Source organism: Nocardia fodinahabitans (assembly GCF_052983615.1).
The window spans coordinates 4121302-4141173 of record NZ_JBRJJC010000001.1; the positions used below are offsets into that span (position 1 = coordinate 4121302).

Here is a 19872-nt window from a genome sequence, read left to right on the forward strand (position 1 = left end):
ACGAACGGAGGGCATCGGGCCGGCTGGGCTCGATGCCTTTTCCGTGTCGTCAGGTGAGCTGGAGGCCGTGCATGGCGAGCCAGGCCTGGGGGTCGACGTGGTTGCCGCTCTGGACGATCTCGAAGTGCAGGTGGGGGCCGGTGGAGTCGCCGCGGTTGCCGATGCGGGCGATCTGCATGCCCGCGGGGACGCGTTCGCCGGGGGAGACGAAGAAGTCGTACATGTGGCCGTAGATGCTGATGGTGCCGTCGTCGTGCCGGATGCGCACCCACAGGCCGAAGCCCTGGGCGGGTCCCGCTTCGACGACGGTGCCGTCGGCGACGGCGTAGATGGGGCTGCCGATGGGGGCGGCGATGTCGATGCCGCGGTGCATGGTGCCCCAGCGGGAGCCGAAACCCGAGGTGAAAGCGCCCTTCGCAGGCAGGCTGAAGCCGCCGAGGGACGGGGTCGACCCGGGCGTCACGACCCCGGGGACCACCGGTGCCCGGGTCCCCATCCAGTCCTGCCACTCGCCCGAGGCCGCGGCCGCCGCCTCGGCCTTCGCGCGCTCCAGGGTGGCGCGGGCCGCCGCCGCGACCACCGCCGCCTCGCGCCGCTTCTCGCCGCTGGCGATGGCGGCGAGCAGACGCGTCGTCGACTGGGGGTTCGGCGCGAGTTCCGGGATATAGGCGATCGCCACCCGCTGCGCCTCACCCGGCGCGAGTGGACCGCCCTCGACGTCGCCGCCGATCCGCCCGTCGGCCGCGACGAACACCGCCACGATCGTGACGCCCGCGATCAGCACGCGTTGCTGGATCAGTACCTGCCGCACCCGATCCCGGCTCGGCCGCCGCTCCCACAGCGCCTCGGCCCGCGCCTTGGGGCGCAACCAGAACACCGTGCGCACGTCGCCCGCACGCAGTTCCCCGACGATCTCGCCCACCGTCGGATGCTCACCGACCCAGGTCGTCACGCGCTCGCGAACCCCGACTTTCGACGGCAACTGCTCGCGCCAATTCGCCTGCAGAACACGGCCATTGATGCTGACAACGCGCTTGCTCACACGGCCGCCAGCGGTCGGCTCCGAGGTGTCGTCCGTGGCATCGTCGCGCGCGACCTGCGCGCGGCTGCTGCCCTCGTCAGCGATGGCTTGCTTGCGTGCGCGGCTCTCGCCTGCTGTCGCGCCGGCGGTGGCTTGCTTTCGCGTGCTGGTCTCATCGGTTGCCGCGTCGGCTGTGGCTTGACGGTGTGTGCTGGTTTCGGTGGCTGAGCGACTCACGGCAACCGCTGCGGTCTCGGCACGGGAGTCGGTCCTGACCGCTGCTCGGCTCGCGGTAACGGCCGCTGCCTGCGAATTCTCCTCAGCGGAAGTGTCGTCGCCGCCCGGCGACGTGGCGGCACGATCCACCGTCTCCGACTTCGCCCGCCGCACTCGCCCCGCCGTTCTTACCCACTCCATGGTGCCCCCGCGGCCCTGCCCCGACGCGGCCTATCCAGCTGCGCCGGTGGCTGCGTATTCGCTGTCGGAGCCATTCTGCCGACCATATCTGTCAACGCGCGCGATCGGGGTGCTCTACCGTCACTCGGGTGTCCAGAGAATCGCGCCGGTCGACCATTCCCCCCTTCTACGTGATGGATGTGTGGAAAGCGGCTGCTGAACGGGCCAGGTCGCACGGGGATGTGCTGGTGCTGGCGGCGGGGCAGCCGTCGACGCAGGCGCCGGCTCCGGTGTTGCGGGCCACCAAGGCGGCGATCGACGACGAGCTGCTCGGGTACACCGAGACGTTCGGGATCCTGCCGCTGCGGGAGGCGATCGCGGAGCATCACCGGGACGCCTACGGGTATGACGTGCATCCGGACGAGGTCGTGGTGACCACGGGCTCGTCGGGCGCGTTCACGCTGATCTTCCTGGCCGCCTTCGACGCGGGCGACACCGTGGTGGTGGCCAGGCCGGGATACCCGGCCTACCGGAACACCCTCACCGCGCTCGGCTGCGAGGTGGTCGAACTCGACTGCGGCCCGCAGACCCGCTTCCAGCCGACCGTCGCCATGCTCGAGGCGCTGCCCGAGCCGCCCGCCGGCCTGGTGGTGGCGAGCCCGGCCAACCCGACCGGCACGATGATCGACCCGGCCGAGCTGGCCGCGCTGGCGCGCTGGTGCGAAGCGCACGGCACCCTGCTGATCTCCGACGAGATCTACCACGGCATCACCTTCGACGACGCGACGCCGACCGCCTCGGCCTGGGAGTTCTCCCGTGCGGCGGTGGTGATCGGCTCGGTGTCGAAGTACTTCTCGATGACCGGCTGGCGGCTGGGCTGGATGCTGGCCCCCGCCGACCTGCGCCCGGCCCTGCAGCGGCTGGCGTCGAACATGACGGTGTGCCCGCCCGCCATCTCCCAGTACGCCGCCGTGCACGCGTTCGGCGCGGAAGCCAAGGATGAGCTGGACGGCCACGTCCGCCGATACGCGCGCAACCGGGCGCTGTTGTTGGAGGGTCTGCCGAGTATCGGGATCACCGAACTCGCCCCCGCCGACGGCGCCTTCTACGCCTATGCGGATATCGGTCATTTGACCAATGACTCCCGGGCCTGGTGCGCCGAGGTACTCGAGCACACCGGCGTCGCGCTGGCACCCGGTCTCGACTTCGACACCGTGCACGGCATTCGCACTGTTCGCTTCTCCTTCGCGGGCTCCGGCGACGACATCTCCGCAGCACTCGACCGGTTGGGAAGGTTCCTGAAGGGCTGATCGGTACCGCTGTCAACAGTGATGTGCGACAACAACTTTGCCTAGTACGAACACTTCCGTGCCGGGATGCGGTAAAACTCAGTTATCCCGATTTCCCGCGTTTCCCCGATGACGATTGCGCACGGTTGAACTGATGATGACTGGCACGATGGCACGGTGACCACCGCGACGACCCCTAAAGGCGAACGGCGTCGCCAGGCCCTGGTGGCGGCGGCGGCTGAACTGTTGCTCGAGGGCGGCTTCGACGCTGTACGACATCGCTCGGTGGCGTCGCGGGCCGATCTTCCGCTCGCCTCGACCACCTACTACTTCGAATCTCTGGAAGATCTGATCGCCCGGGCCGTCGAATTCAGCGGCGCGATCGAGCTCGACGCGATGCGTCGCCGGGTCGGTGAGGTCAGCCATCGCAGGCGCGGTACCGACGCGACTGTCGACCTCGTCCTGGACCTGCTGGTCGGCCCCGACGACAGCGACCTGGACGCGCGCGGTCAGCTGATCGCCCGCTACGAGCGCTCGGTGGCCTCGGCCCGTCATCCCGAGTTACGCGAGGTCCAGCTGCGACTACGCACGCAGCTCGAAGAACTGCTCGCCGACGTGCTGCGCCGCTCCGATCGAGTGGTGCGCCCCGAACAGTTGCGCAGGCTGGTCGCCGTGGTGGACGGCGCGGTGGTCGCCGCGCTGATCGAGGGCCATCCGGAGCCGAGGCGGCCCGCACGGGCCGGTCTGCTGGAGATGATCGACATCGTCGCCCCGCCCGTGGTGCCCAACATGATGCCCCAGCAGCTGGAACGGGCGCGGCAACTAGACTGAGTGTTCGTGAGCCTTGTCCCGAACGTCCTCGCCACCCGATACGCCAGCCCGGAGCTCGTCGCGCTCTGGTCGCCCGAGAACAAGATCGTGCTCGAGCGCAAGCTGTGGCTCGAGGTGCTGCGGGCGCAGTCGGCACTCGGCATCGATGTCCCCGCGGGTGTTCTCGACGACTACGAGCGCGTGCTCGAACACGTCGACCTGGCCTCGATCGCCGAGCGTGAGCGGGTCACCCGCCACGACGTGAAGGCGCGCATCGAGGAGTTCAACGCGCTGGCCGGGCACGAGCACGTGCACAAGGGCATGACCAGCCGCGACCTCACCGAGAACGTCGAGCAGCTGCAGATCCGGCTCTCGCTCGAGCACGTCTACGACCACGGTGTCGCCATCGCGGCCCGGCTGGCCGAGCGCGCCGCCGAGTACCAGGCGCTGGTGATGGCGGGCCGCTCGCACAACGTCGCCGCGCAGGCCACCACGCTGGGCAAGCGCTTCGCCTCCGCCGCCGACGAGGTGCTCGTCGCGCTGACCCGGCTGCGTGAGCTGATCGACCGCTACCCGCTGCGCGGCATCAAGGGCCCGATGGGCACCGCCCAGGACATGCTCGACCTGCTCGACGGCGACACGGGCAAGCTGGCCGCGCTCGAGCAGCAGGTGGCGACGCACCTCGGCTTCGCGAAGGTCTTCACCAGCGTCGGCCAGGTGTACCCGCGCTCGCTGGACCACGACGTGCTCTCGGCGCTGGTGCAGCTGGGTGCGGGGCCGTCCTCGTTCGCGCACACCATCCGGCTGATGGCGGGCCACGAGCTGGTCACCGAGGGCTTCCAGCCCGGCCAGGTCGGGTCGTCGGCGATGCCGCACAAGATGAACACCCGCTCCTGCGAGCGCGTCAACGGCCTGCAGGTGGTGCTGCGCGGCTACGGCTCGATGGCCGCCGAGCTCGCTGGCGCGCAGTGGAACGAGGGCGACGTGTTCTGCTCGGTGGTGCGCCGCGTCGCGCTGCCGGACGCGTTCTTCGCCATCGACGGCCAGATGGAGACCTTCCTGACCGTGCTCGCCGAGTTCGGCGCGTACCCGGCGGTCGTCGCTCGCGAGCTCGACCGGTACCTGCCGTTCCTGGCCACCACCCGCATCCTGATGGCGGCGGTGCGCGCGGGCGTCGGCCGCGAGACCGCGCACGAGGTCATCAAGGAGCACGCCGTCGCGGTGGCGCTGGCCATGCGTGAGCAGGGACGCGAGCCCGACCTGCTGGACCGGCTCGCCGCCGACGATCGGATGCCGCTGGACCGCGCCGCACTCGACGCCGCGCTGGCCGACAAGTCCGCGTTCATCGGCGCCGCGTCCGACCAGGTCTCCGAGGTCGTCGCGCAGGTGCAGAAGCTGGTCGAGGCCAATCCCGCGGCCGCCCGCTACACGCCCTCGCCGATTCTCTGAGTTCCGTTGAGAGTCAGCCCGCCGCTGTCGCTGTCGCAGCACCGGCGGCGGGCGATCGCGCGGCGGGTCCTGGCGCGGTTTCGCTACCGTACCCGGGTGAATCCGTACACGATCTTCGCCGACATCATCGCCGGGCAGGCGCCCGCCTCCAAGGTCTACGAGGACGATGATGTGCTGGCGTTCATGGACATTCGTCCGGTGACGCCGGGGCATGTGCTCGTGGTGCCGAAGGCGGCCGCGCCGAGTCTGGCCGATCTCGATCCCGCCCTCGGCGGCAAGCTGTTCCAGGTCGGGCAGCGGATCGCCGCCGCGCTGCGGTCCAGCGAGGTGGCCGCCGACGGGGTGAATTTCTTTCTCGCCGACGGGGTCACGGCCGGGCAGGAAGTCTTCCATGTGCACCTGCACGTGATCCCGCGGACGCCGGGTGACGGTTTCGGTCTGCGGGCCCGGCCGACCTCGCCCGCGCGCGCCGATCTCGATTATCTGGCCGGTTCGATTCGCGGCGCACTGTCCCGCTGACCTGCCTTTTCGGGCGAACCGGTCATTGCATACCGGTAAGTTTGCTGAAGAAACGCCCGAAACGCCGAATGCTTCCAGTTCGTTCACCTCTGGGTTACTTTGGACTGTCATTGGCATGCGGTAATGGAGGGTGGGACGTGCGTCGTACAGGTGTTGCTGCTTCTGTGCTGGCTTTCGCCATCGCGTTGATCGGACCCGCGGTGGTGAACCCCGCCCCCGCAGCTGCCGCCCAGATCGTCGGGGTGAACAACCTCAGCCCCACCCGCACGGCGATCACGGTCGCCTCGCCTGCGATGGGTCGCAATGTCGACCTGCAGGTGCTGCATCCGGCAGGCGGCGGCTCGCGCTCGACCTACTACCTGCTCGACGGACTCGACCCCGGTGTCGGCCAGAGCACCTGGACCAACGCGACCGACGCGGAGGCCTTCTTCAGGAACAAGAACGTCAACGTGGTGATGCCGACCGGCGGGCAGGCGAGCTACTACTCCGATTGGATCTCCGACGACCCGCGCTTCGGCCGGTACAAGTGGGAAACGTTCCTGACCCAGGAACTGCCCGGCCTGATCGACGCGGAGTTCGACGGTAACGGCGTCAACGGCATCGGCGGCCTGTCCATGGGCGGCAACGCGGCCTACATCCTGGCCGCGCGGCACCCCGGGCTGTACCGGGCCGTCGCCGGCTACAGTGCGTGTCCCGACAGCGCGATGGCCGCGGGCGCGATCATGTTCTCGATCGCCAATCGCGGCGGCAACCCGCTCAATATGTGGGGCGCGCCCGGCAGTCCCGAGTGGGCCTCGCACGATCCGGCCCTGATGGTCGAGGGACTGCGCGGCAAGGCCCTGTACATGTCCACCGGGACCGGCATCCCGGGCCCGCACGAGGCCGAGCTGAAGCCGCAGCTGGCGGAGAACATCTTCCTCGGCGGTCCCATCGAGCTCGGCGTCAACACCTGCATGGTGGCCTTCGACCAGCGCCTGCGCGGCGCGGGAATCGGCGCCAAGATCGACTACCACCCGGTCGGCACCCACTCGTGGTCCTACTGGCAGGACGCGCTGCACGCCTCCTGGCCGACCATCGGCCCCGCGCTGGGGGCCTGAGAGTTCTTCCACCCCGCGGCCCGGTTCGACGGCTTCCACAGCCCGAGAGCCGGGCCGCGGTGCGTTTCGGCTACCTGGTCCGTCGCCGGAACACGACACCCGCGAGCACGCCGATCACCGCGAGCCCCGCGACGATCAGTACGTAACCCGCGGGGAAGCCCAGGATCTCGACGTACTCCCGGCGCACCACCTGGTCGCGAACGGTCTCGTCGGTCGCGGCGGGACCGAAGGCGAAATCGGTGGTGATGGTCGCGGGCCGGGGGATGGCGACGTCGAGTTCGGTGAGGTAGTTCTTGCCCGCCGCGAGGGCTTTCAGGTCCGGATCGGTGAGTTCGGCGATGGGGGAGGCGAATTCGGTGGTGGTGGACTGCGTGGCGGTATCGGCGTCGGTGCGCGTCACCCGGTGGTCGCTGAAGACATAGAGGTGGACCGACTGGTGGCCGGTGGCCGCGGCGGACATCCGCATCGGATAGACGAGCCGGTCCGAGTCGAAGGTCAACCGGACCGGATCGAGCGCACCGGAAAGGGGTTTCGCGCTGGTCAGGCGCATCGCGACGAAGGACCAGCCCGCGCGGAGATACGGGTCGAGGGTGGCGCTGACCTCGGGGCGGAGTTGATAGCCGTTGGCGTCCAGCCATTCCCGGACGCCGGTGAGGTCGCCGCCGCGCAGGGTGGTCGCCTCCAGCGGGCCGAGCTGGACCTGTCCGAGCACCTCGGGCCCGGAGCCGGGCGCGGAGCCCGAGGTGTCGCCGAAGGAGTAGTCGCTCCCGAACCAGCGGTGCTCCGTGACGACCTCGGGGGCGGTGAGCCGGGACAGCTCGCTGAACGAGGCCGCGGTGCCCGCCGAGACGGTCGCCGGTGTCGGCGTCGGGACGATCAAGGCCGCGTCGGCCCCGTCGAACCGCATACCGAGACGCATCAGCACCGTCTCGCGGGTGCCGTCCCATCCCAGCACCGCCGTTTCGTTGTCGACCCGCGCCGAGTTCCCGCCGCTGACCACTCCACCGCACGCGCACGCTGTCGCGGGAGTCACTGCCGCGGACCCCGCCGCCAGCACCACCCCGACACTCACCACGAACGATCGAATCGCGTACCGCATCCCCATGCGAGCAGGCTACGGACTCGGCGCCGCGCGCACATGCGCAGAAATACTCACCGAGCGGGCCCGGCCCGGCGCCCGCCCCGGCCGAGTTGGCGGGCCCGGCCGCAAAGGTCCGGCTACGGTGGACCCATGGCTGGCGAGAATGAGACGGTGTCGGCGCCGATCGCGAAGAAGGTGCCCTTCGAGCGGGTGCATCACGGTGACACGTTCGTCGACGAGTACGAGTGGCTACGGGACAAGGAAAGCCCCGAGGTCATCGCGTACCTGGAGGCCGAGAACGCCTTCACCGAGGCACTGACCGACCAGCTGCAGCCGCTGCGGGACAAGATCTTCGACGAGATCAAGGCGCGGACCCAGGAGACCGACCTGTCGGTGCCGACCCGGCTGGGCGAGTACTGGTACTACTCGCGCAGCTTCGAGGGCAAGCAGTACGGCGTGCACTGCCGCTGTCCCATCGACGCGAAGGCCGACGGCATCGACGCGTGGACCCCGCCCCAGCTCGAGGTAGATACGGTGATCGAGGGCGAGGAGGTGCTGCTCGACAGCAATGTCCTGGCCGAGGGCCTGGACTTCTTCGCGCTCGGCGCGTTCTCGCTCAGCCATGACGGCACCCTGCTGGCCTACTCCGTCGACAGCACGGGCGACGAGCGCTACACCCTGCGGATCAAGGACCTGCGCACCGGTGAGCTGCTGCCCGACGAGGTCGCCGGCGTCGCCCCGGGCGCGACCTGGTCGCTGGACGGCACGCACATCTTCTACCAGACCGTCGACGAGTCCTGGCGGCCCGACACCGTGTGGCGGCACCGCGTCGGCACGGCTTCCGACGCCGACGTGACGGTGTTCCACGAGCCCGACGAGCGCTACTGGGTGAGCGTCGGCGCGACCCGCTCCGAGAAGTACCTGATGATCTGGCTCGGCTCCAAGATCACCACCGAGGGCTGGGTACTGGAGTCGGACAACCCCGAGGGCGAGTTCCGGGTGCTGCTGGAGCGCCGCGAGGGCGTGGAGTACTCGGCCGAGCACGCGGTGATCGGCGGCGAGGACCGCTTCCTGATCCTGCACAACGACGTGGTCGACGGCGTGAAGGCGGAGAACTTCGTCCTCGCCGAGGCACCGGCCACCGATCCGTCGGACATGACGATCCTGATCGGGCACCGCGAGGACGTGCGGCTCGAGGACATCGACGCCTTCGCCAACCACCTGGTGCTGGGTTACCGCCGCGACGCGCTGCCCCGCCTGTCGGTGTGGCCGCTCACCGCCGAGGGCTACGGCGAGCTCACCGAACTCGACTTCGGGCTCGAATTGTTCTCCGCCGGTGCGGGTTCCAGCCCGGAGTGGGAGCAGCCGACGCTGCGGGTCGGCGTCACCTCCTTCATCACCCCGATGCAGGTGTTCGACTACGTGCCCGCCACCGGTGAGCTGCTGCTGCGCAAGGAGCAGCCGGTGCTGGGCGGCTACGACGCGAACGACTACGAGCAGCACCGGGATTGGGCGGTCGCGCACGACGGCACCCGGATCCCGATCTCGATCATCAAGCGCCGTGGGCTCCCCGACGGCCCGAAGCCGATGCTGCTCTACGGCTACGGCTCCTACGAGGCCAGCATCGACCCGTCGTTCTCGGTCTCGCGGCTGTCGCTGCTCGATCGCGGCATGGTGTTCGCGGTCGCGCACGTGCGCGGTGGCGGCGAGATGGGCAGGCTCTGGTACGAGCACGGCAAGACGCTGCTGAAGAAGAACACCTTCACCGACTTCGTCTCCTGCGCGAGCCATCTCATCGATTCCGGCGCCACGGCGGCGGACCGGCTGATCGCCGACGGCGGCAGCGCGGGCGGCCTGCTGATGGGCGCGGTCGCCAACCTGGCGCCGGAGCTGTTCACCGGCATCCTCGCCAACGTGCCGTTCGTCGACCCGCTCACCTCGATCCTGGACCCGTCGCTGCCGCTGACGGTGATCGAATGGGACGAGTGGGGAAACCCGTTGGCCGACAAGGACGTCTACGAGTACATGAAGTCGTACTCGCCGTACGAGAACGTCGAGGCCAAGGACTACCCGGCGATCCTGGCGATCACCAGCCTCAACGACACCCGCGTGCTCTACGTCGAGCCGGCCAAGTGGATCGCCAAGCTGCGCGCCACCAAGACCGGTGACAGCGAACTGCTGCTCAAGACGGAGATGAGCGCCGGTCACGGCGGTGTCAGCGGTCGCTACGAGAAGTGGAAGGAAGTCGGCTTCGAGTACGCCTGGGTGCTCGACAAGGTCGGCCTGGCGGACGCGTAAGCGCTGCCTTGTACTGCACCGGCAGCGGCGGTGAGGCGTGCGCGGATGTTCGTCGGGGCGTCATCGGTGGAGCACGCGGGTGTCACCTGAGGCTGACACCGTAGGTCCATGAACGCTGAGCTGATCGTTTCCGTATCCGGGATCCGGGACACGACCCGCGACGCCGCGATCGAGTTCGCGGCGGAGATGGACCAGCGGGATGTGCGGCTGTCACTGCTGGTCGCGCCCCGGTTGAAGGGCAAGTACCGGCTGGTCGACGACCCGGCGACGCAGTCCTGGCTGCGCGGCAGGCGGCTCGCGGGCGACGCGATCGTGCTGCACGGCTACGACCAGGCGGCCACCAAGAGCCGCCGCGCCGAGTTCGCGAGCCTGCCGAGGCACGAGGCCACGCTGCGGCTCAAGGCGGCCGACCGGGTGATGGAACAGGTGCAGCTGCGCACCCGGCTGTTCGCCGCGCCGCGCTGGGACGCCTCGGCCGGTGCGCTGGCCGCGCTGCCCGATGTCGGCTTCCGGCTGGCGCTCGGCCTGACCACCATCCTCGATCTGGAACGCGAGGTGGCCCAGCGTGCCCGGGTGTACGGAATCGGTGAGGGATTCCGTGCCGAGCCGTGGTGGTGCCGGGCCCTGGTGATGGGCGCGGCACGCACTGCCCGGCGCGGCGGTGTACTGCGGCTGGCGATCTCGGCCGCGCAGTTGCAGCGCTCGGGTCCGCGCCAGGCGATGCTGGACGCCGTCGACCTGGCGCTGTACCACGGCGCCCGCAGCGACGTGTACCGCTGGGAGCCGTTCACCGCGGCCAGGGCTGCCTGACCGGCCGTCGCCGCGCGCGCATCGGCGATCACGCGCGCGGCGACGGCCCCTGTCACGGCACCTCCGGCGCACCGTGGGTGAAGCCGTGCCGGAACACCGCGCGTCGGACCGCCCAGCCGACGCCGTGCGGGGCGGGTGTAACCGGGAAGGCTGAAAAGGTCGTGGGGATCGTGGTTCTCGGCCCTGTTCCTCCAGTCGGCGGATGCACTGCCAGGTGATAGCTCTACCGGGAGTCTGCAACAACTCCGTTGCATATGCGCTCGTTTCGGGCCTATCGGGAAGATGCTCGGCAGTTACTATGCATGGGCAGTTGATCAAGGGTTTCCGCTAGTTGTGCATACACAGCAGGAGGCAGCGCTGATGACGGGCACCGCGACGAAAGCCGCGACGACGACGAAGTATTTGTCCTGGGTGACATTGGCGCTGATGACCACGAGTTCGGTGGCCAGCCTCCGCTCGGCGCCCACGATGGCCATCTACGGACTGGCCTGCGTATTCCTTTACGTGATTCCCGCGATCCTGTTCCTGCTACCGACCTCGCTGGTCGCCGCGGAACTCGCTTCGGGCTGGGAGGGTGGCGTCTACAAATGGGTCGGGGACGGGCTGAACAAGCCGCTCGGCTTTCTCGCCGTCTGGTGCCAGTTCGCCATGACGATCTTCTATTATCCGAGCCTGCTCGCTTATGTGGCAAGCACTTTCGCGTACATCATCGATCCGTCACTGGCGTCCAACGGGCTGTATGTGGCGATCGTGATCATCACCGTCTACTGGGCCGGTGTGTACGTGTCCTCGCAGGGCACCAAGACGGTGGCCGGTCTGTCGAGCATGGGGCTGGTGATCGGCACGCTGATTCCCGGCACCATTCTGGTCGTGCTGGGCATGGTGTTCCTCGCACAGGGCAATCCGTCTGCGGCGCCGATGGATTCGAGCCACCTGCTGCCGGCCTGGACCGGGCTGGCGAGTCTGGTGCTGATCGTGAACAACTTCCTGTCCTACGCGGGCATGGAGATGAACGCGGTGCACGTGTCGTCGCTGAGGAACCCGGCCAAGGAATTCCCGAAGGCGATGTTCCTGGCGATGGGCCTGGTGCTGGTCATCTTCATCCTGCCCGCGCTGGCGATCAGCTGGGTGGTCCCGTCGGCCAGCCTGAGCCTGACCGCGGGCGTGATGCAGGCCTTCGACGGATTCTTCAGCCACTTCGGCATCGGCTTCCTCACCCCGATCGTCGGCATCGCGCTGGTGGCCGCCGCGCTCGGCGGCATGCTCACCTGGCTGGCCGGACCGTCCAAGGGGCTGTTGCTGATCGGGCGCAGCGAGGGCTATCTGCCGCCGTGGCTGACCACGATGAACAAGCACGGCGTGCAGCAGAACATGCTGGTGGCGCAGGGTGTGTTCACAACATTCATCGCGCTGCTCTACGCCTTCATCCCGAATGTCTCCAGCGCCTACTGGATTCTGTCGGTGATCACCACGCAGGTGTATTTGATCATGTACGTGCTGATGTTCGCGGCGGCCGCCAAACTGCGCCGCGACCATCCCGATCATCCGCGCGGTTACCGGGCGCCCGCGCTGTTCGCGCTCTGCGGTCTCGGTGCCGCGTCCTCGATCGCGGCGTTCGCGATCGGGTTCGTGCCGCCTTCGCAATTCGGCTCGGGTAGTCCGTGGGTGTATCTGCTCATCGTCGGCGGCGGCATGGGCATCGTCGGCCTGCTGATCCCCTACCTGTTCTACCGAAACCGCAGGGAAAGCTGGAAACTCGCCGTTCCGGAAGGGGAGCAGGCATGACGACCGGAGACGCCCCCTACCGCAAGCGCCGCTGGATCTACATCACCACGGGCGTGCTGCTCGTGGTGTTCGCCCTGATCGGCCTGCTCACCTTCAGTGAGATCCGCGACAACTCGCAGGCCACCGCCAAAGCCGAACAGCTGCACAGCAATCTGCTCGCGGCGGGCCTGCCCGCACCGGAGCCGAAGGTGCTCGCCGATTCACTCGGCGACGATGGCGGCTTGGTTTGCGAGGACCCGAGTTCCGCACTGATCAAGGCGAATTACCAGGCCTCGATCAGCAACGGCGCGTCGGGCCCCGGCCAGCGCCCGGTCATCGGCCCACGCGCGACGACCCAGGCGGTGGCGCTGACTATCGCCGTCTATTGCCCGGATCGCCTGTCGGACTACCTTTCTCATCTGGACACCCTGAAGCTGGACGACACCACGAAGTGAGGCGTGCTCGATGACTGAAACACCCGAAGTGGCGGCCCTGCGCACCAAGATCTCCGGGCTGATGGGCCAGGCGAAAAGGGACCTCACCCAGCTGGTTTCGCTGAAGTCGGTCGCCGACCCGCGCCAGTTCCCGCCGGCGGGATGTGAGCAGACCGCGCAGTGGGTGGCCGACGCGTTCGCCGCGGCCGGGCTCACGGAGGTGGGCCTGCACGAGACGCCCGACGGCAGCAAGGCCGTCATCGCATCCAAGCCGGCCCCGCCCGGCGCACCGACCGTGCTGCTGTACTGCCACTACGACGTGCAGCCGCCGCTCGACGACGCCGCGTGGCGGACCCCGGTGTGGACGCTGACCGAGAAGGACGGCCGCTGGTACGGCCGTGGCGCCGCCGACTGCAAAGGCAACATCGTCACCCACCTGACGGCCCTGCGCGCGATCGGGCCGGACTTCCCGATCGGGATCACGGTGGTGTCGGAGGGCTCGGAAGAACAGGGCACCGGCGGGCTGGAGAAGTTCGTCGTCGCCAATCCCGATCTGCTGCGCGCCGATGCCATTCTGGTCGCCGACTGCGGCAACTTCGCCGTCGGCGTGCCGACCTTCACCCAGACCCTGCGCGGGATGGTGAACGTCGTGCTCACCGTGCGGACCCTCGCGGGACCGATGCACTCGGGCATGTTCGGCGGCCCGGCGCCGGACGCGCTCGCCGCGATGATCCGGCTGCTGTCGTCGCTGCGGGACGAACACGGCAACACCACCATCGACGGTCTCACCGACGACCAGCAGTGGACCGGCGTGCAGTACCCGGTCGAGGACTTCCGCGCCGACGCGGGTGTGCTCGACGGCGTCGACCTGCTCGGTAGCGGCACCGTCTCGGACATGGTGTGGGCGCGGCCCGCGCTGACCGTGCTCGGGATGGACGTGCCCGCCGTTGTCGGGTCGTCCGCGGCGATCCAACCCAGTACGCGGGCCAGGCTCAACCTGCGTATCCCGCCGGGCACCGAACCGAAGCAGGCCTACGGCCTGCTGGAAAAGCACCTGCGCGCGCACGTGCCGTGGAACGCCGAGCTCGATATCGAACTCGAGGCGCTCGGTGAACCGTTCGTCGCTGCCGAGAACGGGCCTGCCCGGTCGGCGCTGGCGCAGGCCATGGCCACCTCCTACGGCAGGCCAGTGACCACCGAGGGGCAGGGCGGCTCGATCCCGTTGTGCAATGTCTTCGCCGACACCTACCCCGAGGCCGAGATCATGCTGATCGGCGTCGAAGAGCCGAAATGCCTGATCCACGCGCCCAACGAGAGCGTGGACCCGACCGAGATCGAGCACATGGCGCTGGCCGAGGCGCTGTTCCTCAGCACCTATCGCTGATCAGAACTGCGCCTGGTCCTCCGGCTGGATCACCCGGAATTCGGTCCCGGCCGGGGCCATCTCGGTCAGCCTGCCGAAGTAGATGCCCTGCGCCGCCGGCTCGACGATCCCGAAGTGGACCGGGACGGCGGTGCGGGGATTGACCGCGCGCAGGTAGTCGACGGTGTCCCAGATCCGCATCCACGGCGCGACGGCCGGGATGGCGAGCACGCCGACCGGGACCGGCGGCACCCACAGCGAGTCGCCGGGGTGGACCAGCTGGGCCGGGTCGGCCGCGGTGCCGAGCTGGAAGACGGTGTTATCGATCACCGGGATGTCCGGGTGGATCACGGCGTGACGACCGCCACCGCCGGTGATCTGCAGGTCGCCGATATCGAGCACCTGACCGGCCGAGACCGGCTCCCAGCCCTCGGCGCGCTGCTGGGCGGTCTGCGGGTCCGAGAGCAGGCGGGCGGTCGGGTTGGCCTCGATCAGCGCCTCGATCCGGGTCGGATCGATGTGGTCGGGATGCTGGTGGGTCACCGCGATCGCGTCCAGTCCGGTGATGCCCTCGAAGCCGTGCGCGAAGGTGCCGGGATCGAACAGCACTTTCACGCCGTGCAGTTCCACGAGGATGCAGGAATGACCGAAGTGGGCGATGCGCATACGCCGATGCTATCGCCGCCGATGCCGGTGGGCTCGGAGGCGGGAGCGGAGCGTGGCCACGCCGGGCCCTCGGGGGTCGGCGCCATCGAACACCGCCGCCGCGACCCCGGAACGCGGGCACGACGGCCGGGTCAACTAGGATTTCTGAGGTAACCCCCCACACCACATGAGGAGCAACGCGTGGCACGAGTCGTGGTCGAGGTCATGCCGAAGGCCGAGATCCTGGACCCCCAGGGACAGGCCGTGGTCGGCGCGCTCCCGCGTCTGGGATTCGCCGGAATCTCGGATGTGCGGCAGGGCAAGCGATTCGAGCTCGAGGTGGACGACAGTGTCTCCGACGCCGAGCTCGAGCAGATCGCCGAGGCGCTGCTGGCCAACACGGTGATCGAGGACTGGAAGGTCGTTCGGGTCTCGTGAGCGCACGCATCGGCGTTATTACCTTCCCCGGCACACTCGACGACGTCGACGCCGCTCGCGCGGTGCGGCTGGCCGGCGCCGAGGCCGTGAGCCTGTGGCACGCCGACGCCGACATCAAGGGCGTCGACGCGGTCATCGTGCCCGGTGGCTTCTCCTACGGCGACTACCTGCGCTGCGGCGCCATCGCCCGGTTCGCGCCGGTGATGGGCGAGGTCGTGCGCGCGGCCGGTCAGGGCCTGCCGGTGCTGGGCATCTGCAACGGCTTCCAGGTGCTGTGCGAGGCCGGGCTGCTGCCCGGCGCGCTGACCCGCAACGAGGGCCTGCACTTCATCTGCCGCGACGAGTGGCTGCAGGTCGAGGCGACGAACACCGCCTGGACCTCCCGCTACGAGCCGGGCGCGCAGATCCTCATCCCGCTGAAGTCGGGCGAGGGCCGCTACCAGGCCTCGGCGCAGGTGCTCGACGAGCTCGAGGGCGAGGGCCGCGTGGTGTTCCGCTACGCGGGCGGCAACCCGAACGGTTCGCAGCGCGGCATCGCCGGCATCTCCTCGGCCAACGGCCGGGTCGTCGGCCTGATGCCGCACCCCGAGCACGCCACCGAGGCGCTGACCGGCCCGAGCGACGACGGTCTCGGCATGTTCTTCTCGGTGATCGACAGCCTGATCAAGGCTTGAGTTTTTGGAGCGCTGGCGCGCTCGAGGTCGCGGCCCCTTGGTCCCGCCGATCAGGCACCGTGGCTTGCTCCTTCGTCGCTTGCGCCACGGCGCCTGATCGGCGGGACGGCCGCGACGGCCGACTGCGTCGGCCTGCCCCTCCTCGGGGTCGGGGCGTGGTGGTTGTCAGGGCAGGTGGGCGATGGGGTCGAAGTCGACGCCGTTCGCTCTTGCTCGGTGGGCCGCCGACCGCCTGATCAACGTTTGAGTTTTTGGAGCGCTGGCGGGCTCGAGTTGGCGGGGTTCTTGGAGCGCTGGCGCGCTCGAGTCGCGGCCCCTCCTGTCCCGCCGATCAGGCACCGTGGCTTGCTCCTTCGTCGCTTGCGCCACGGCGCCTGATCGGCGGGACGGCCGCGACGGCCGACTTCGTCGGCCTGCCCCTCCTCGGGTCGGGGCGTGGTGGTTGTCAGGGCAGGCGGTCGATGAGGTCGAAGTCGACGCCGTTCGCTCTTGCGAGGTGGGCCGGGCCGACGGCCTGGTTGCCGAGGAAGCCGTTGCGGGTGGACGGGCCGTCCAGGACGATGCCGTCGGCGAGTCTGGCCGCGATGGCCGGAACGTCGAGGGTGCCGACGGTGTCGGCCAGCGTGCGCAGCAGGTGGACGGCCTCGTAGGTGGAGTTGCTGAACGTCGTCAGCGCGGGGGCGAAGGCGCCGTGGTGCTCGCGGTAGCGGGTGCGGCGGTCGCGGCCGTCGGCGGTGTGTTCGTCGACGAAGAAGCTCGACGCGACGAACATGTTGGCGTTGGCCGCCGGGCCCGCGCTCAGCAGCACGTTCTCGTCGACGGCGGGGCTCAGCCGGGGCATGATCGCGGGCAGGCCGGTCGCGGTGAACTGGCGATTGAAGCGGGCGGTGTCGGCGCCGACCATCAGGATCAGCACCGCGTCGGCGCGCAGCAGGGCCGGGCTGTCGAGGAACGCGTGGAAATCGGTGGTGCCCAGCGGCACGTACTGCTCGACCACGATGTCGGCGGGTGAGGGCAGCGCGCGGCGCAGCGCGTTGACCGTCTGCCGCGGCCAGATGTAGTCGTTGCCGATCACGGCCCAGCGGCGCACGCCCAGCTCACGGGCCATCCAGGCGACCGCGGGCACGGTCTGGTGATCGGGATGCTCGCCCACCAGCAGGACACCGGGGCGCTCGTCGGGCAGGCCCTCGTGGTCGGTCGCGTAGAGGTAGGGGACCCGGCCGTCGACGGCGTCGGCGACGGCGCGGCGCACGGCCGAGGTGTGCCAGCCGGTGATCGCGCCGACCATTCCGGTCGCCAGAAAAGCGTCGACTTCGGCGGCCACCTCGTAGGGCGGACGGCCGCCGTCGAGCGTCGTCAGCCGAATTTCGCGACCCAGAATTCCTGTCCCACTATTGATTTCGTCGACGGCCAGGGAAATGGCGGCGGTACACGACGGTGCGATGATCCCACCGGGGCCCTGAGTGGGCACGATCGAGAGAATCTCGATCGTTTCGTCCCGACTCTCGTCGAACGTGGGCATTCTGTACTCTAACGCCTAGTGCGAACAGGTTTGTTCGATTGAATGTGTCGGCAGGTGGGAATGCGATCGGTGTCCATCATAAGTGGGTGTTCCACGCTGCACGGCGCGCTGCGCTCGGCAGAACGTAACTGGGTGCGCCAGCTGGAATCGGCGTTGTCGGCCGACAATCTCACGGCCGACCACTGGGCGATTCTGTCGCAGTTGTCCACCGATGACGGCATGACCATGTCGGAATTGGCGGCGGCCGCGCGGCTCGCGCCGTCCTCGGCCACCCGGCACGCCGATCATCTCGCCGAGCGCGGGTTGATCTTCCGGGTCGCCGCCACCGACGACCGCCGCCGGATCCTGATCGGGCTCAGCAGTCTCGGGGCGAAGCTGGTCACCAAGATCCGCGCCCAGGAACAGCTCGCCGAGGAAGAGCTGCGCGCCCGGCTGGGCACGCGGCGCTACAGCGAGCTGGCCGCCGCGCTCGCCATCATCGCCGAGCTGTAGCCGGGTTCAGCCGCCCAGCGCCAGCTAAGTGAATGCGCCGAGCACGTCGTCGATGGGATAAGGCTGTGGCTTGCCCTGTCGTCTTCGCCACGGCGGGCGTCCGGTGTCGACATCGGCGACGCTGGTGGCTCCAGCCGAGCGATGCGGCGAGCTCGCCGATCCTCACAGGTCCTCCAGGGCGACCGCGCCCCGGCCCGGATCCGCCGGGGACACCCCCAACCGCGAATATGCCTGGACCGGCGACATCCGAACCTCGATGCACGCGGCACCCGCACCGCGCACCCGCATGGCCGCGAGGGGAAGCCCGGCGACGAAGCCGCCGAGGCAGGCTACGGAACGGCGGCGCGGCGAACTCGCGGGCTAGGATCGCGGCTGTGCCTGTATCCCTGACTGCGGCCACGGCGAGTGGCTTGTGCGCGTTCATCGATGCTTCGCCCTCGCCGTTCCATGTGTGCGCGACGGTCGCCGCCGAGCTGGCGGCGAACGGGTTCACGCCGTTGGACGAGGCGCAGTCGTGGGCGAGCGCGGGCGGGAAACACTATGTGGTGCGCGGTGGTTCGCTGATCGCGTGGGCCGACGAGGACGCCGCGCCCGCCGACCCGTTCCGGGTGGTCGGCGCGCACACCGACAGCCCGAACCTGCGGGTGAAGCAGCATCCGGATCTGGCGACGGCGGGCTGGCAGCTGGTCGGGCTCGAGCCCTACGGCGGCGCGTGGCTGAACTCCTGGCTGGACCGCGAACTCGGCCTATCCGGGCGGCTGAGCGTGCGCGACGGCGCGCGGATGAGCGACGTGCTGGTCCGCATCGACGACCCCATCCTGCGGGTGCCGCAGCTGGCGATCCACCTGTCCGAGGACCGGCGCGGGGTGACGCTGGACCCGCAGCGGCATGTGAACGCGATCTGGGGCATCGGCGACACCCCCGCGTCCTTCCTGGATTTCGTGGCCGAACGCGCCGGGGTCGACGGCGCCGACGTCCTCGGCTGGGAACTGATGACCCACGATCTCGCGCCGAGCACGCTGGTCGGCCGGGACAACGATCTGGTGAGCGCGCCGCGCCTGGACAACCAGGGCACCTGTTACGCCGGGCTGCAGGCGTTCCTCGCCGCCGTCGACGAGCCGGGCGCCGCGACGCCGGTGCTGGTGATGTTCGACCACGAGGAGGTCGGCAGCCAGTCCGATCGGGGCGCACAGTCGGATCTGCTGCCCGCGGTACTCGAGCGCATCGTGCTGGCCCGTGGCGGCGGTCGGGCGGATTACCTGGCCGCACTGGCCGGTTCGGTGGTCGCCTCCGGTGACATGGCCCACGCGACCCACCCGAACTACCCGGAGCGGCACGAACCCGCGCACCGGATCGAGGTCGGCGGCGGGCCGGTGCTCAAGGTCAACCAGAACCTGCGCTACGCCACCGACGCGGCGGGGGCCGGCGCGTTCGCGCTGGCCTGCGCGCAGGCGGGAGTTCCGTTGCAGCGCTACGTGCATCGCGCGGATCTGCCGTGCGGGTCGACCATCGGACCGATGACCGCCGCTCGCACCGGCATCTCGACCGTCGACGTTGGCGCGCCGCAATTGGCCATGCACTCGTGCCGGGAACTCATGGGCGCGGCCGACGTCCCCGCCTACGCCGCCGCGCTCGCCGCCTTCCTCACTCCGGCTGCCCTGGACTGAGCGAACACCGGTGCGCCAACCGTCGTGGGGCGAAGCACTCGATCACGAACGGCTCGGGCGCACCGGCCGCCCCCCGGCGAGTGGGACATGCTGACGCGCACGG

At 69.4% G+C, this 19872-nt stretch carries 18 protein-coding genes; 14 read left to right on the forward strand and 4 right to left on the reverse strand.

What is annotated here, in order from left to right:
* Positions 1-49: 49 nt before the first annotated feature.
* Entirely contained in the window at positions 50-952 is a 903-nt protein-coding gene (locus NV348_RS19245; protein WP_447148137.1) for a M23 family metallopeptidase, read from the reverse strand.
* Between the two features lie 614 nt (positions 953-1566).
* On the opposite strand from NV348_RS19245, the gene NV348_RS19250 reads away from it, so the two are divergent.
* The 5 genes from NV348_RS19250 to NV348_RS19270 all read left to right on the forward strand — a co-directional run bounded on the left by NV348_RS19250 (position 1567) and on the right by NV348_RS19270 (position 6581).
* The gene (locus NV348_RS19250; protein ID WP_447148138.1) at positions 1567-2727 is read left to right on the forward strand and encodes a pyridoxal phosphate-dependent aminotransferase; all 1161 of its coding nucleotides are present in this window, start codon (positions 1567-1569) and stop codon (positions 2725-2727) included.
* A 156-nt stretch (positions 2728-2883) separates the two neighbouring features.
* Positions 2884-3537 (forward strand): TetR/AcrR family transcriptional regulator, encoded by a 654-nt coding sequence (locus NV348_RS19255; protein WP_218718730.1) that lies wholly within the window; start codon positions 2884-2886, stop codon positions 3535-3537.
* Between the two features lie 6 nt (positions 3538-3543).
* On the forward strand, positions 3544-4965 hold the full coding sequence (gene purB / locus NV348_RS19260; RefSeq protein WP_447148139.1) for an adenylosuccinate lyase: 1422 nt from the start codon (positions 3544-3546) through the stop codon (positions 4963-4965).
* Between the two features lie 96 nt (positions 4966-5061).
* Complete coding sequence (locus tag NV348_RS19265; protein ID WP_447148140.1) at positions 5062-5484, forward strand: HIT family protein; 423 nt, start codon at positions 5062-5064, stop codon at positions 5482-5484.
* A gap of 137 nt (positions 5485-5621) precedes the next feature.
* A complete protein-coding gene (locus NV348_RS19270; RefSeq protein ID WP_447148141.1) occupies positions 5622-6581 on the forward strand; it encodes an alpha/beta hydrolase in 960 nt (319 codons plus the stop codon).
* 70 nt (positions 6582-6651) lie between these two features.
* On the opposite strand, the gene NV348_RS19275 is transcribed toward NV348_RS19270, so the two are convergent.
* Complete coding sequence (locus NV348_RS19275) at positions 6652-7686, reverse strand: DUF2330 domain-containing protein (RefSeq protein WP_447148142.1); 1035 nt, start codon at positions 7684-7686, stop codon at positions 6652-6654.
* A gap of 126 nt (positions 7687-7812) precedes the next feature.
* Between NV348_RS19275 and NV348_RS19280 the strand changes: the two genes are divergently transcribed.
* The 5 genes from NV348_RS19280 (at position 7813) to NV348_RS19300 (ending at position 14352) form a co-directional block, all read left to right on the forward strand.
* A complete protein-coding gene (locus NV348_RS19280) occupies positions 7813-9960 on the forward strand; it encodes a S9 family peptidase (protein ID WP_447148143.1) in 2148 nt (715 codons plus the stop codon).
* A gap of 108 nt (positions 9961-10068) precedes the next feature.
* Complete coding sequence (locus tag NV348_RS19285; RefSeq protein ID WP_447148144.1) at positions 10069-10770, forward strand: DUF2334 domain-containing protein; 702 nt, start codon at positions 10069-10071, stop codon at positions 10768-10770.
* Between the two features lie 360 nt (positions 10771-11130).
* A complete protein-coding gene (gadC, locus tag NV348_RS19290; protein WP_447148145.1) occupies positions 11131-12555 on the forward strand; it encodes a glutamate/gamma-aminobutyrate antiporter GadC in 1425 nt (474 codons plus the stop codon).
* Positions 12552-12989 carry a hypothetical protein gene (locus NV348_RS19295; RefSeq protein WP_447148146.1) on the forward strand — a complete coding sequence of 146 codons (438 nt, stop codon included), beginning with the start codon at positions 12552-12554 and terminating at the stop codon, positions 12987-12989. Before gadC ends, NV348_RS19295 begins: the two co-directional genes overlap by 4 nt.
* Positions 12990-12999: 10 nt before the next feature.
* A complete protein-coding gene (locus tag NV348_RS19300; RefSeq protein ID WP_447148147.1) occupies positions 13000-14352 on the forward strand; it encodes a dipeptidase in 1353 nt (450 codons plus the stop codon).
* Here NV348_RS19300 and NV348_RS19305 read toward each other — a convergent pair whose 3' ends face one another.
* Positions 14353-14997: an MBL fold metallo-hydrolase gene (locus tag NV348_RS19305; RefSeq protein ID WP_447148148.1), complete on the reverse strand. Its 645-nt coding sequence runs from the start codon at positions 14995-14997 to the stop codon at positions 14353-14355. It abuts the gene before it with no gap.
* A 180-nt stretch (positions 14998-15177) separates the two neighbouring features.
* Here NV348_RS19305 and purS point away from each other — a divergent pair, with 180 nt between their 5' ends.
* Positions 15178-15414, forward strand: a complete 237-nt coding sequence (gene purS / locus NV348_RS19310) for a phosphoribosylformylglycinamidine synthase subunit PurS (protein WP_218718741.1) — start codon at positions 15178-15180, stop codon at positions 15412-15414.
* Positions 15411-16088 (forward strand): phosphoribosylformylglycinamidine synthase subunit PurQ, encoded by a 678-nt coding sequence (gene purQ / locus NV348_RS19315; protein WP_447148149.1) that lies wholly within the window; start codon positions 15411-15413, stop codon positions 16086-16088. Before purS ends, purQ begins: the two co-directional genes overlap by 4 nt.
* A gap of 445 nt (positions 16089-16533) precedes the next feature.
* Here purQ and NV348_RS19320 read toward each other — a convergent pair whose 3' ends face one another.
* Complete coding sequence (locus NV348_RS19320; protein WP_447148150.1) at positions 16534-17610, reverse strand: substrate-binding domain-containing protein; 1077 nt, start codon at positions 17608-17610, stop codon at positions 16534-16536.
* 60 nt (positions 17611-17670) lie between these two features.
* Here NV348_RS19320 and NV348_RS19325 point away from each other — a divergent pair, with 60 nt between their 5' ends.
* Positions 17671-18102, forward strand: coding sequence for a MarR family winged helix-turn-helix transcriptional regulator (locus NV348_RS19325; RefSeq protein ID WP_447148151.1), 432 nt, complete (start codon positions 17671-17673; stop codon positions 18100-18102).
* Positions 18103-18476: 374 nt separating this feature from the next.
* Entirely contained in the window at positions 18477-19769 is a 1293-nt protein-coding gene (locus tag NV348_RS19330) for a M18 family aminopeptidase (protein ID WP_447148152.1), read from the forward strand.
* Positions 19770-19872: the final 103 nt, after the last annotated feature.

Excerpts from the sequence above, each read along its gene's own strand:
- NV348_RS19300 (WP_447148147.1), top strand. The coding sequence starts at position 13,000 with ATGACTGAAACACCCGAAGTGGCGGCCCTGCGCACCAAGATCTCCGGG.
- NV348_RS19320 (WP_447148150.1), bottom strand. The coding sequence starts at position 17,610 with ATGCCCACGTTCGACGAGAGTCGGGACGAAACGATCGAGATTCTCTCG.
- NV348_RS19285 (WP_447148144.1), top strand. The coding sequence starts at position 10,069 with ATGAACGCTGAGCTGATCGTTTCCGTATCCGGGATCCGGGACACGACC.
- NV348_RS19275 (WP_447148142.1), bottom strand. The coding sequence starts at position 7,686 with ATGGGGATGCGGTACGCGATTCGATCGTTCGTGGTGAGTGTCGGGGTG.
- NV348_RS19295 (WP_447148146.1), top strand. The coding sequence starts at position 12,552 with ATGACGACCGGAGACGCCCCCTACCGCAAGCGCCGCTGGATCTACATC.
- NV348_RS19325 (WP_447148151.1), top strand. The coding sequence starts at position 17,671 with ATGCGATCGGTGTCCATCATAAGTGGGTGTTCCACGCTGCACGGCGCG.
- NV348_RS19280 (WP_447148143.1), top strand. The coding sequence starts at position 7,813 with ATGGCTGGCGAGAATGAGACGGTGTCGGCGCCGATCGCGAAGAAGGTG.
- NV348_RS19305 (WP_447148148.1), bottom strand. The coding sequence starts at position 14,997 with ATGCGCATCGCCCACTTCGGTCATTCCTGCATCCTCGTGGAACTGCAC.
- gadC (WP_447148145.1), top strand. The coding sequence starts at position 11,131 with ATGACGGGCACCGCGACGAAAGCCGCGACGACGACGAAGTATTTGTCC.